General features: G+C 43.8%; 7 protein-coding genes and 1 tRNA gene. 4 read left to right on the forward strand and 4 right to left on the reverse strand.

Features of this window, described 5'->3' with window-relative positions; translation table 11 throughout:
- From K5677_RS04650 to K5677_RS04665, 4 genes are all read left to right on the forward strand, one after another.
- Nucleotides 1-184: helix-turn-helix transcriptional regulator (locus K5677_RS04650; RefSeq protein ID WP_296725245.1), on the forward strand; the 184-nt coding region annotated here is incomplete at its 5' end.
- A 14-nt stretch (nucleotides 185-198) separates the two neighbouring features.
- A complete protein-coding gene (locus K5677_RS04655) occupies nucleotides 199-990 on the forward strand; it encodes a hypothetical protein (protein ID WP_296725248.1) in 792 nt (263 codons plus the stop codon).
- A 15-nt stretch (nucleotides 991-1,005) separates the two neighbouring features.
- Nucleotides 1,006-3,624, forward strand: coding sequence for a dockerin type I domain-containing protein (locus K5677_RS04660; RefSeq protein ID WP_296725250.1), 2,619 nt, complete (start codon nucleotides 1,006-1,008; stop codon nucleotides 3,622-3,624).
- A 172-nt stretch (nucleotides 3,625-3,796) separates the two neighbouring features.
- Nucleotides 3,797-4,384, forward strand: coding sequence for a recombinase family protein (locus K5677_RS04665; RefSeq protein ID WP_296725252.1), 588 nt, complete (start codon nucleotides 3,797-3,799; stop codon nucleotides 4,382-4,384).
- A gap of 173 nt (nucleotides 4,385-4,557) precedes the next feature.
- Here the strand turns inward: K5677_RS04665 and K5677_RS04670 are convergent.
- The 4 genes from K5677_RS04670 to rpoB all read right to left on the reverse strand — a co-directional run bounded on the left by K5677_RS04670 (nucleotide 4,558) and on the right by rpoB (nucleotide 13,847).
- Nucleotides 4,558-4,633: transfer RNA gene (locus K5677_RS04670), tRNA-Ala, on the reverse strand.
- A gap of 93 nt (nucleotides 4,634-4,726) precedes the next feature.
- Entirely contained in the window at nucleotides 4,727-5,860 is a 1,134-nt protein-coding gene (locus K5677_RS04675) for a family 10 glycosylhydrolase (RefSeq protein WP_296725254.1), read from the reverse strand.
- Nucleotides 5,861-6,091: 231 nt separating this feature from the next.
- The gene (gene rpoC / locus K5677_RS04680) at nucleotides 6,092-9,814 is read right to left on the reverse strand and encodes a DNA-directed RNA polymerase subunit beta' (protein ID WP_296725257.1); all 3,723 of its coding nucleotides are present in this window, start codon (nucleotides 9,812-9,814) and stop codon (nucleotides 6,092-6,094) included.
- Nucleotides 9,815-9,932: 118 nt separating this feature from the next.
- Nucleotides 9,933-13,847 carry a DNA-directed RNA polymerase subunit beta gene (gene rpoB, locus K5677_RS04685; protein ID WP_296725258.1) on the reverse strand — a complete coding sequence of 1,305 codons (3,915 nt, stop codon included), beginning with the start codon at nucleotides 13,845-13,847 and terminating at the stop codon, nucleotides 9,933-9,935.
- Between the last annotated feature and the right edge of the window lie 7 nt (nucleotides 13,848-13,854).

Below are 13,854 nucleotides of genomic sequence, written 5' to 3' on the forward strand. Positions count from 1 at the left end.
AGTATTTGAAAAAATCCAAAAATATCTTGATGAAAACAACATATCATTATCCGAATTATCGCATAAAACCGATATTTCAGAAGAACATCTCAGCAATATCTTTAGCGGCAGAGAGATATTAGACCTATCTGACTTTAGAACCATTTGCCTTGCATTAAATGTAATGCCTGAGATTTTTATGTAAGGAGTTGACTTTCCATGAATCATAACATAGCCACTATTCTAATAAAAATGAATGATAAAAACAGGACATACACTAAAAATACAGCAGCTCTCTGGGAGACTACATTTATCAAACATCAGATTGATAAACGCAAAAATGGCGGTATATTTACTATCACCGATCATATAAAAGCAATGGTATATTCAATGCTCAGCTCAGGTATATCATGGAATCGTGTAGATAAGTATAATACTGACGAAAATGGTGAATTGAATGATATTGATACTGCTTTTCATAATTATGATGTGGAGTATCTGCTAAAATGCTCCCCCGAGGAACTCACAAATGAAATAAAAGAACTACATTGCATAGGAAAAGGCACAAATGAACAAATGAAAGCGCTTATCAATAACAATATTCCCAGATTACAGCAGCTTGAAACAAAATACGGAAGTGTCGATAGATTCTACAAAACATTTATAGACAAGGATAATACACTAAAATCTTTGGTATGTACTTTATCACACCCAGACAGTGAGAATAAAATAGCTCAGCTTGGAATTGCTTTAACTGCAGAATATCTTAGAAATGTAGGCTATGATATAGCTAAGCCAGACAGGCATATATGCCGTATACTGTGCTGTAAGCGTCTCGGCTTATATAACAGCGAAACCGTTCCGCCTTTTGCTGCTTTTGATATTGTTGCTGATATTGCAAAAGCTACTGGCAGAGGAATCGCAGAAACAGACTATATTCTTTGGTCTTACTGCTCAAATGGATTCTGTACTAAGCGAAATCCTAAGTGTGAAAGCTGTGTAATCAAATAAAAATGAGGTGAGGATATGAGTATTAAAAGAATGATATCACTGCTGATAACTGCAATTATGTGTATAACTATCGTCCCATTTCAAACAGTTTCAGCCGAAGATAATAATGAAATAACTATTTGGGACGGAAGTGTTGATAGAGGTTGGTTTGACGCAGAAGAAACTGAGTTTCATATATCAACTAGTGCAGAACTTATGGGGTTAATGTCACTTTCAAGCGAAGATAAGATAAAATCTAACCAGACAATTTACATAGATCAGGATATATACATGAATGATATATCTAATTATGATCAATGGGACGAAGAAGGAGACATAAAATATACATCTAGTGGAAAAATAAACAGGGCTATTATTGACGGGCAAGGACATACTATTTATGGCTTAACATCACGTTTATTTGAAACTAATTTAAATACTATCAAAAATCTTAATATAAAAAATTATTACACACATCATACAATAAATTCATTCTCTTCATCTAAAGTAAATGCTACTGCGTACAGTGCATTTGTACAAAATAATGGTAACAAGGAAACCAATGCCAAAATAATAAATTGTGAAATATCTGGAAATATATATTATGAATATAACATTCAAGAATCACCCAACGCTATCATCTCTATTTTTAATCCAAACGAGCAAGATTATCAAACAGGAGGTTTTTGTTCAATATGTTATGGCGAAATTGAAAATTGCAAAAATAAGGTTAACATATATATCCATAGATTATTAAAAAAGAGTAATAATACTGTTGTCGGCTATACTCAAAGTATAGGTGGAATATGTGGTGTATTATATAATGGTCAAATTGCAAATTGTATCAATTATGGCAATATAAACACTACAGGTTACAATGGTGGCATATGCGGTAAAATAATAAATGGTAAAGTTATAAATTGCGCAAACTATGGCGATATACTTGGTGGTAACCAAACTGGCGGTATAATTGGTTGTGGAACAGGAGATTCAGAAAACGATAATTCTTATATAGAAATATCAAATACATATAATATGGGAACTATAACCAATGGTGGAAGCACATTAGGTGGTGGAATAGCTGGTTATTTACCACAAATTGAGAATGTATGCATTTCTAATAGTTATAATTGCGGACAATCTGGAAACGCAATTCTTGGTACAGGAATAACAGCAAAGATAACGAACTGCTACTATTTGAGTGCATCATCAATAAGGGGAGTTTGGCAAGGCGATGATACCGCCGTTGCCAAAAGCGAAGCAAATATGAAAAAAGAAAGCTTTGCTGAGCAGTTAGGACCATATTTTGTATATCAAGAAAATGGTTATCCTGTTTTGGCTTGGGAAATTGACCCAGATGTTGTAATCACAACAACAACGACTACAAGCACCACTACAACAACGACAACAAGTACTACAACCACAACTAAAAAGCCAACGACAACCACCACAACAACAACTACACATAATATAACAACATCTATCATGAAAACTTATGCCACAGCCAAAACTGTTTCTGCTGATTATTCAGGAGATGAAACAGAGTTTGATAAAAATCAAATTCAAGAAGTAACTGAACACTTAATGTATACAGAAGGATATACTGAAAATGGTGCATTTTACATAACTAAGCAATGGGAAACAGTTAATGATATAACAGATCAAGTAAATTTTGGTACACAAACTCCACAAAGTATTTATAAAAAGGGAACAACAAAATCTGAATATCAAATTCCCCTATACTACAATGATATTCCCTTAAAAAGCAAAGATAATAAGCCAATTACTGTAATTGCTTATATAGGACCTGAATCAATTGCTACAACAATACCACCTGTAACTGTTAAAGAAACGACCTTGACATTAGCTAACAGAGAGCAATATACAATTGTTCCGAGCAGAAGCGATGTAACCTATCAATCAAATAATAAAACTGTAGCCATAGTATCAGATAAAGGTGTTATAGAAGCTATCGGAACAGGAAACGCTGTCATTTCCGTAATCGACTCTGACTCTAATGTTGCTCAAATAAATGTAACCGTCAGAGAGCTTACAACTACATCAACCACTACTAGTACCACGACAACTACTACCACAACAATGATACCGTTGTCAGTAAATGTAAGCACGCTGTCACTTACAAATGGAGAACAATACACGGTTACTGCAAATAGAAAAGACGTAACCTTTGAGTCTAACAACAAATTAGTCGCTATTGTTTCTCCAAAAGGAGTAATTACTGCAATAGGCGAAGGAACGGCAACTATATCTGCAATAGATTCCGAATCAAATGTTGTGCAAATCAAGGTTACTGTAAAACCCGTGACGACTACCTCAACTACTACGACTACAACTACTACACCAAAGACGACAACGACCACTTTGACTACAACTACTACATCTGTAGCATATAATCTTGGAGATGTCAATAACGATAATCTCATAAATGCTGTTGACGCTTCTACCGTGCTTACTTATTATGCTATGATTTCTACTAATAAAAATGGTAATTTCACAGACACTCAGAAACAAGCAGCAGATGTAAATCATGACGGCTCAATCAATGCCGTAGACGCATCTATTATTTTGTCATACTACGCTTATATATCAACTAAAGAAAAAATAAACTTTAATGAATATATAAAAACCGTTTGACATAAAGCAATGTAATATAAAATAATACATCTCTTTTCGCTTATAATTTCTTATAATATAAAAGCAGCCGTAATCGAATATGATTACGGCTATTTTTATAAAAGAAACAGTTGACTTCTTTTCGTTTATATCTTATAATTAATACACACATTTAACTTTGGAGGTCGGTATTATGATATATGGATATGCAAGATGTTCGACAAATGAGAAAATGCAGGATATCAACAGACAAGTCCGCGAACTAAAACAATACGGTGCAACAGATGAAACGATATATCTTGAATACGAAAGCGGTATTAATACGGAACGAGCTGAACTTAAAAAACTTCTGAAAATCGTAAATACAGGTGATACTATTATATCAACAGAAGTAAGTCGAATTACAAGAAGTACAAAACAGCTTTGCGAAATAATCGAACTTGCTAAAACTAAACATCTGAAACTGATACTTGGAACTTTTATCGTTGATTGCAGCCGAGAGCTTGACCCTATGACAGAGGGAATGCTAAAAATGATGGGCGTTTTCAGTGAACTTGAAAGAAATATCATAAGCCAACGTGTAAAAAGCGGAATGGAAAATGCAAAAGCAAAGGGAAAACAAATTGGACGTCCTTCAACTACAGCTGATAATATCCCGAGTATCTTCTATAAACACTATCCCAAATATAAAAAAGGTGAGCTGAATAAAAAAGAATTATCACGCCTTTGCTCATTGTCATATCCAACCATTTACAAGTATCTAAGTATAGTAGAGGGATAATATATTAGTCAGTAACTGCCTTTCAAATAACGGTAATAGAAAAGGCGATATGCTATATTCAAAAGAAATAGGCGTAAAGTTATAAAACTCTACGCCTATTTTTTACTGTTTACAAACCACAATGTTATGGCAAAGCCATGACTATAATAGAAAGGGTTTGTATAATATTCCTGTGGTGGAGCATAGGGGATTCGAACCCCTGACCCCCACACTGCCAGTGTGATGCGCTCCCAACTGCGCTAATGCCCCGAATACGTATATTATACCATTCATTGAGCAATATGTCAAGAGAGAGCGCAGCATTTTGTACAATATCAGCAAATTATTTCTGCAATTCCTATTTTAATAATACAGCGCATATCCGTCAGCTTTTGAGTTCTTTACGGCGGCTATCTGCTTGTCAATTATGTCCGGATCGTTTATCCATTCAAGCTCGCCTGCTGCTCCTGCCCACTTGTCCTCTCTGCCCAGCTTATATGGTGCGAGCCCTGCTATCAGCGAAACTCCGCTGCCGACAAGTTCCTCCCACTGTGCAAGAGTCGGCAGAAACGGGCAGCACTCGTTTTCAAAGCCAAAGTATATCTGCGGAACTATATAATCCGCAAAGCCGCTCTCGCTTCCCCAGCGTCTTACATCTGCGTACTGTGTACTGTAATTCCCGTCAATACTTCCCTGCGGACTTATTCCGAAAAGCAGTCTTTCGTCGTGTGACTTCACAGTGTCATACAGCGCTTTGACATATCGGCTGACAGTATCGGTGCGCCACTCGTTGAGGTCTGTAATGCCGCTTTTTTCAAACTCCGCGCGGTCAAATTCCTCATCGGTTGTGGGGTAAAAATAATCGTCAATATGCAGGCCGTCAACATCATAATCATCCAGTATCTCCCCTGCCGCAGCCTCAAGAAGCTCCACAGTCTCGGAATAGGAGGGTACAAGGTACCAGCGCCCGTTGACAGTCCTTACATAGGGTTCACCTGCGCTTATCCACTTTTTGATAATGTAGTCATCGGACAGCCTGTTCATTTCCTCCTCTGTTTGCAGGCGGAGAGGATTAATCCACCCGTGGACAGATATTCCCAGCTTATGTGCCTCGTCAAGAACGATACGCAGCGGATCATAGTCTCCGTCCAGATATGCTCCCTTCGGGAATATCTCCGAGCGATAGTAAGCGTCACCCATTGGGTGGGCGTGAAAATACAGCGTATTCACGTTTTCTGCGGCTGCGTCCTGTAGGAGCTCCCTTATGGCTTTACGGAATTGCTCCTCGCTTTTTCCCTGCATTATTTCGGGAAACCTCACATACGGCAGCCACATTCCCACCTGATTTGTGTAGTTCAGCGGAGTATAGCTAAGCTTCTCAGTTGTCGGGGGCAATGACTCCCTCAGTACATCTGAGCCGCTGTTTAAAGGCATTGCCGAGCAGCCTGACGAAAACAAAAAAGCAGCTGCACAGGCAGCTGCTATGATTTTTTTCATACATCTCACCTCACTGAATTATATTCAGCAGGCGGACAGGATATGCATTGTAAGTTGAGAGTTGAAAGTTTAGAGTTGATAATACCAAATAAATGTATCTATATCGACTATGTGTAGGGGCTGATGCCTAATCAGCCCGTTATAATAATTGTTAAATTAACGGGACGCCGAGGGCGGCGTCCCCTACTAATTAAAAAGAGCTCCCGAAGAATGACCTCGGGAGCTTTTGAATTATATCTGATTTGCGATAGGTGCAGCGTTATTATGTTCGCCGTAGCCTTCGTTTTTAACGACCTCAACGTTTCTGTAGCACTCCATACCTGTACCTGCAGGAATGAGCTTACCGATGATAACGTTCTCCTTGAGTCCGAGGAGTCGGTCACTCTTGCCTCTGATAGCAGCATCTGTAAGAGCCTTTGTGGTCTCCTGGAATGAAGCCGCTGACATGAAGCTGTCTGAATTTGATGAAGCCTTTGTGATACCCTGAAGAACAGGACTTGTCTGAACAAGCTGTACATCGTACTCGCCTGCGTCGATACGAGCCTGAAGCTCTTCATTGATAGCGTCGATCTCCTTACTGTCAACAAGAGTCCCCGGAAGCAGATAGCTGCTGCCTGTTTCTTCTACCTTGATCTTGCGGAGCATCTGACGAACAATGACCTCGATGTGCTTATCGTTGATATCAACACCCTGTAAGCGGTAAACCTTCTGAACTTCATTGATGATGTAGTTCTGAACAGCCTGTGTACCGAGGATATTGAGAATATCAGCAGGATAGATGTTACCCTCTGTAAGACGTGTGCCCTTTTCGATGACCTCGCCCTCCTGAACTCTTATCTTCAGGTTGTATGGGATCATATAGCTTTCGGATTCGCCTGTTTCATCGTTGGTAACGATGATATTTCTTGTAGTCTTGACTTCCTCGATGTGTATCTTACCGTCAATTCTGGATAGGATAGCTGCGCCCTTTGGACGTCTGCTCTCGAAGAGTTCCTCAACACGGGGAAGACCCTGTGTGATATCTTCAGCATCGGCAGAAGCAACACCACCGGTATGGAAGGTTCTCATTGTAAGCTGTGTACCAGGCTCACCGATGGACTGAGCAGCGATTACGCCGACAGCCTCGCCGACTGATACCATATTGTTGAATGCAAGGTTTGCACCGTAGCACTTTGAGCATACGCCTGTTCTTGACTTACAGGTAAGTACAGAACGTATCTTTATTCTCTCAACGCCGCTGTCAACTATCTTCTTAGCGTCAGCGTCAGTGATGAGCTTGTTGCGTGATACGATAAGCTCGCCTGACTCGTCGCGGAGGTCCTCAGAGAGGAATCTTCCAACAAGTCTCTCCTCAAACGGCTCAACTATCTCGTTGCCGTTCTTGATCTCGAATACCTCGATACCGTCTGTAGTTCCGCAGTCCTCCTCACGGATTATAACGTCCTGAGAAACATCAACGAGACGACGTGTAAGGTAACCTGAGTCAGCGGTACGGAGAGCGGTATCAGCAAGTCCCTTTCTCGCACCACGGGAAGCGATGAAGTACTCCAAGATGTTAAGTCCTTCACGGTAATTAGCTCTGATCGGGATCTCGATGACTGTACCTGAGGTATTGGCGATAAGTCCACGCATACCTGCAAGCTGTCTGATCTGTGAGATAGAACCACGGGCACCTGAGTCAGCCATCATCCAGATAGGATTGTACTTATCGAAGTTTGCCTTCAGAGCCTTAGTAACATCGTCAGTGGTATTAGTCCAGAGAGCGATGATCTTCTTGGTCTTTTCCTGAGCGGATATATATCCGTACTCATATTCGTTTGTGATCTGCTCTACCTCTGCGTCAGCCTTAGCAAGTATATCCTTCTTCTGAGGAGGTATAGTAGCATCGCAGACAGCAACGGTAAGAGCTGCTCTTGTGGAGTATTTATAACCGAGAGCCTTGATTCGGTCAAGTACCTCGGAGGTAGTTGTAGTGCCGTGTATCTTTATGCAGCGCTCGATGATGTCTGAGAGCTGCTTCTTTCCAACGAGGAATGCGATCTCAAGATCAAACTGCTTGTCGGAGTTGGTTCTGTCAACGTATCCTAAGTTCTGTGGGATATTCTCATTGAAGATAAGTCTGCCGACTGTAGCGTCGATTATCTTGGATACCTTCTTGTCGCCGATATCCTTTGTGATCTTTACCTTGATGTTGGCGTGGAGAGATACGTCATGCTCGTTGTAAGCCATAAGAGCTTCATTAACGTCGCGGAATACCTTGCCCTCGCCGGGTTCGCCGGGCTTATCCATAGTCAGATAGTATGAACCGAGTACCATATCCTGTGAAGGAACGGCAACAGGCTTACCGTCTGACGGCTTGAGCAGGTTGTTTGCAGCAAGCATAAGGAATCTTGCCTCAGCCTGAGCCTCTGCTGAAAGAGGAAGGTGTACAGCCATCTGGTCACCGTCGAAGTCAGCGTTGAACGCAGAGCATACGAGAGGGTGGAGCTTGATAGCACGGCCTTCAACAAGGATAGGCTCGAATGCCTGAATACCGAGTCTGTGAAGCGTGGGGGCACGGTTGAGCATTACAGGGTGATCCTTGATAACGTCCTCCAGAGCGTCCCATACCTTATTGTCGGCACGGTCAATGAGCTTTCTTGCGCTCTTTATGTTAGCTATAGCCTTTTTGTCGACAAGTCTCTTTAATACGAAGGGCTTGAAGAGCTCCAGTGCCATTTCCTTTGGAAGACCGCACTGATACATCTTGAGCTCAGGTCCTACGACGATAACCGAACGTCCTGAGTAGTCAACACGCTTACCGAGAAGGTTCTGACGGAAACGTCCCTGCTTACCCTTGAGCATATCGGAAAGAGATTTGAGAGCACGGTTGCTCGGACCTGTAACAGGTCTGCCATGTCTGCCGTTGTCAATGAGAGCGTCAACAGCTTCCTGAAGCATACGCTTCTCGTTTCTTACGATGATGTCAGGAGCGTCAAGCTCTAACATTCTTTTAAGACGGTTGTTTCTGTTGATAACTCGTCTGTAGAGATCGTTAAGGTCTGATGTTGCATAACGTCCGCCGTCCAGCATGATCATAGGACGGATATCCGGCGGTATAACAGGAACTACGCTGAGTATCATCCACTCAGGCTTATTTCCCGAAAGGCGGAATGCCTCGATTATCTGTAATCTTTTAAGAAGCTTTACCTTCTTCTGACCGCTCGGGAGACCAACCAGCTCAGCCTTCAGGTCGTCAGCAACGATCTCCAGGTTGTTTCTCCAGTCGATGTCCTCCAACTCTCTGAACTTCTGGCACTCCTCACACTCGCACTCTGTAGGCTTATTGAAGCACTCGATCTTCTTTCCGCCGAGAGATACCTTGCCCATTTCAACAAGTCTCTGCTTGTGGGTATCGTATCTTGCAGGATCGTACTCATTGAGGAGCTTTCTGATAGCCTCGGCGCCCATTTCAGCCTTGAAGTCGTCGCCGTACTTCTCTAAATATGAGAGGTACTCCTTCTCTGAGAGGAGCTGCTTCTTGAGGAGCTCTGTGTTGCCCGGATCTGTTACGATATACTTTGTGAAGTAGAGAACTTCCTCAAGTCTCTTCTGAGATACCTCAAGCACCTGACCTATTCTGGAAGGTGTGCCCTTGAAGTACCAGATATGAGAAACGGGAGCAGCCAGCTCGATGTGGCCCATTCTCTCTCTTCTTACTCTTGCTCTTGTTACCTCAACGCCGCAGCGGTCGCATATTTTGCCCTTGAAGCGTATCTTCTTGAACTTTCCGCAGTGACACTCCCAGTCCTTAGTAGGGCCGAATATCCTCTCGCAGAAAAGACCGTCGCGCTCAGGCTTCTGAGTTCTGTAATTTATAGTTTCAGGTCTTTCAACAGCGCCGTGAGACCAGCTTCTGATCTGCTCGGGGGACGCAAGACCTATCTTTATCGATTCAAAAGTTGTAAATTCCAAACTGCTACCTCCTGATATGTTAATTCGGAATTATATACCGCAGTCTGCTCTGCTCATGCAGAGCTCAGACCGCAGTCATACTTTATTCGTATCCGCTAATTTATTCGTTTTCCTGTGATCAATCCTCGTCATCGAAGCTGAAGCCGTCGCCGTCATCATCGCCGAGATCAAGAACATCATCGTCCTCACCGAGACCGAGGTCGTCCTCATCTTCATCGAAGCTGAAATCGTCTTCGCCGTCGACCATATCAAGGTCGCCGTCCTCGTCCTCGCCTTCGATACCGTAGCCTGCATCACCCAGATCGTCCTCATTGAAGTCTGAGCTGTCAACTGTATCCTCGTCATCGTAGGAACGTGAAGGCATCGGATCCTCGTCATCGAAGTTCTGAGTGAGATCGATCTCCTCCTGATTTTCGTCAAGCACCTTAACGTCGAGACACAGTGACTGCATTTCCTTGATAAGTACCTTGAAGGACTCAGGGATACCAGGTGTAGGAACGTTCTGTCCCTTGACGATAGCCTCGTAGGTGTTGACACGTCCGATAGTATCGTCTGACTTGACAGTAAGGATCTCCTGAAGGGTGTAAGCAGCACCGTAAGCTTCAAGAGCCCAAACTTCCATTTCTCCGAAACGCTGGCCGCCGAACTGAGCCTTACCGCCCAGAGGCTGCTGTGTAACCAGTGCGTAAGGACCTACTGAACGAGCGTGTATCTTATCATCAACGAGGTGGTGGAGCTTGAGGTAGTACATATAGCCCACCGTTACGCGGTTATCGAACTTTTCACCTGTACGTCCGTCGTAAAGTGTGAATTTACAATCCTCTGTGAATTCCAGAGCATTGGGGTTGATGACCTTATCCATAGCCTTGAGCTCGAACATATCGTCCTTGTGCTCCTTAGCGTGTTCATTTGCCATATTGAAGCATTCACGGATATCGCCCTCATGAGCGCCGTCGAATACAGGAGTCATGATGTGCCAGCCCAGAGCCTTACAAGCCATACCGAGGTGTACTTCAAGTACCTGTCCGATGTTCATTCGTGAAGGAACACCGAGAGGATTGAGTACGATGTCGAGAGGTGTACCGTCAGGAAGGAATGGCATATCCTCCTCAGGGAGTATACGTGAAACGACACCCTTGTTACCGTGTCTACCAGCCATCTTATCGCCGACAGTGATCTTACGCTTCTGAGCGATATAGCAGATAACGCGCATATTTACGCCTGCTGAGAGCTCGTCGCAGTTATCTCTTGTGAATACCTTTACATCAACGATAACGCCCGATTCGCCGTGAGGCACTTTAAGGGAGTTATCACGTACTTCACGTGCCTTCTCACCGAAGATAGCACGGAGAAGTCTCTCCTCAGCGGTAAGCTCTGTCTCACCCTTAGGTGTTACCTTACCAACGAGGATATCGCCTGAATTAACCTCAGAACCGATACGGATGATACCGTTTTCGTCCAGGTTAGCCAGTGCGTCATCACCGACGTTGGGGATATCTCTTGTTATTTCTTCTGGACCGAGCTTTGTATCACGGCACTCAATCTCGTATTCTTCGATATGAACAGATGTGAATACATCTTCTCTTACAAGTCTTTCGTTAAGGAGAACAGCGTCCTCGTAGTTGTAGCCTTCCCATGTCATGAAGCCGATGAGGGCATTCTTACCGAGGGAGATCTCGCCGTCAGCAGTTGCAGGACCGTCTGCAAGCACCTGTCCCTTCTTGACCTCCTCACCTGCTGAGACGATAGGTCTCTGGTTTACGCAGGTACCCTGGTTGGAACGCTTGAACTTGATGAGCTCATACTTATGCTCAACTCCGTCTGTGTCAACCATAGTGATCTTGTCGGCGTCAACATATGTTACCTTTCCGTCATAGTCGGAAACTACACATACGCCCGAGTCAACGGCAGCCTTGTACTCCATACCTGTACCAACGAAAGGACGCTCTGTTTTAAGGAGCGGAACAGCCTGTCTCTGCATGTTAGAGCCCATGAGAGCACGGTTCGCGTCATCGTTTTCGAGGAATGGGATCATAGATGTAGCAACAGATACTACCATCTTAGGAGAAACGTCCATGTAGTCAACGTTTTCTCTCGGACACTCAAGTATCTGCTCACGGAAACGTGCGTTTACACGAGGTCTTGCCAGCTTGCCGTCCTCTGTGAGAGGCTCGTTTGCCTGAGCAACAACGAAGTTATCCTCCATATCGGCAGTCATGTAAACTACTTCATTTGTTACAACGCCTGTAGTCTTGTCTACCTTTCTGTAAGGAGCCTCGATGAAGCCGTACTCATTTATTCTCGCAAAAGTAGCCAGATAGGAGATAAGTCCGATGTTAGGTCCTTCAGGAGTCTCGATAGGACACATTCTTCCATAGTGGCTGTAGTGAACGTCACGTACCTCAAATCCTGCACGGTCTCTTGAAAGACCTCCGGGACCGAGGGCTGAAAGACGTCTCTTATGAGTAAGCTCGGCAAGAGGGTTATTCTGATCCATGAACTGTGAAAGTGGTGAGGAGCAGAAGAATTCCTTCATAGCTGAAGAAATAGGTCTAATATTGATAAGAGTCTGAGGAGTGAGTGTATTCACGTCCTGAGTCTGGAGGTTCATTCTCTCACGGATACCGCGCTCCATACGTGTATAGCCGATACGGAACTGGTTCTGGAGGAGCTCGCCGACCGAGCGGATACGTCTGTTGCCCAGATGGTCGATATCATCAACAGTACCAACGCCCTCGCAGAGGTTGAGGAAGTAGCTGATAGAAGCCTTGATATCGTCGAGTGTTATATACTTAGGTGAGAGCTCGTCAGCCTTTTTCTTGATGGTCTCCTCAAGCTCGTCAGCATCAGCAGCATTTTCAATGATGTCCTTGAGCACATTGAAAGATACCTTCTCGTTGATGCCGTACTTCTCAGCGTCAAAATCAACATAACCCTTGATGTCTACCATGCCGTTGCCGATGACCTTGACAGTCTTTTCGACCATGCGGATATTGGTCTCGCCGCGGTCGTCAGTGTAGTACTCCTTAGCCTCAACGTTTACGAATGCGCTGTAAACGCCTGCCTGCTCGATCTCACAAGCCTTTTCGTATGTGAGTGTCTCGCCTGCATCAGCAAGTATCTCGCCTGTCATCTCATTTACGATAGGCTCAGCAAGAGTTCTGCCTGAAAGACGTGAAGCTATACCCAGCTTCTTGTTGTACTTATAGCGTCCGAAGCGGCAGAGGTCATATCTCTTAGCCTCGAAGAAGAGGTTATTGAGGTGGCTTACTGCGCTTTCAACCGTAGGAGGCTCGCCGGGGCGGAGCTTCTTGTAAACATCTATGAGGGCGTCCGAGCGATTCTTGGTCTGATCCTTCTGGAGGATAGTCTGTCTGAGTCGCTCATCATCGCCGTAGGTCTCGAATATCTCCTCATCTGTACCCTCTTCGCCGAGAGCTCTGATGAAGGTAGTGAGAGGTATCTTTCTGTTCTTATCTATACGAACGTAAACAACGTCGTTTGAATCCTGCTCATACTCAAGCCACGCACCGCGGTTAGGGATTATCTGAGAGCTGAACAGGTCTTTACCCGTCTTATCCTTGGTGAAGGAGTAGTAAACACCCGGGGAACGGACGAGCTGTGATACGATAACACGCTCTGCACCGTTGATGACGAAGGTACCGCTGTCTGTCATAAGCGGGAAGTCACCCATATATATCTCGCTTTCGCTGACTGCACCTGTTTCCTTATTGGCAAGGGTTGCAGTCGCTCTCATTGCGACCTGATAGGTAGCTCCTCTTGATTTACATTCTGCGAGAGAATACTTGGGAGTATCGTCAAAGCGGTAGTCCTTGAAGTTGAGGACGAGATTGCCGTTGTAGTCGGTAATAGCAGTCATTTCGCGGAATACCTCGCGCAGACCTTCTTCCTTGAACCACTTATACGAGTTCTTCTGCACCTCGATAAGGTTCGGCATCTCCAGAGGCTCGGTAATCTTACCGAAGCTCATTCTGACATTCTTTCCCAGCTGCTTAGGTGTAACATTCACCATAGGCGGA

It is taken from the genome of Ruminococcus sp. (assembly GCF_024684275.1).

Bases quoted from the DNA above. Each gene is read 5' to 3' on its own strand.
- K5677_RS04675 (WP_296725254.1), bottom strand. From the start codon at position 5,860: ATGAAAAAAATCATAGCAGCTGCCTGTGCAGCTGCTTTTTTGTTTTCG.
- rpoB (WP_296725258.1), bottom strand. From the start codon at position 13,847: ATGGTGAATGTTACACCTAAGCAGCTGGGAAAGAATGTCAGAATGAGC.
- K5677_RS04655 (WP_296725248.1), top strand. From the start codon at position 199: ATGAATCATAACATAGCCACTATTCTAATAAAAATGAATGATAAAAAC.
- K5677_RS04660 (WP_296725250.1), top strand. From the start codon at position 1,006: ATGAGTATTAAAAGAATGATATCACTGCTGATAACTGCAATTATGTGT.
- K5677_RS04665 (WP_296725252.1), top strand. From the start codon at position 3,797: ATGATATATGGATATGCAAGATGTTCGACAAATGAGAAAATGCAGGAT.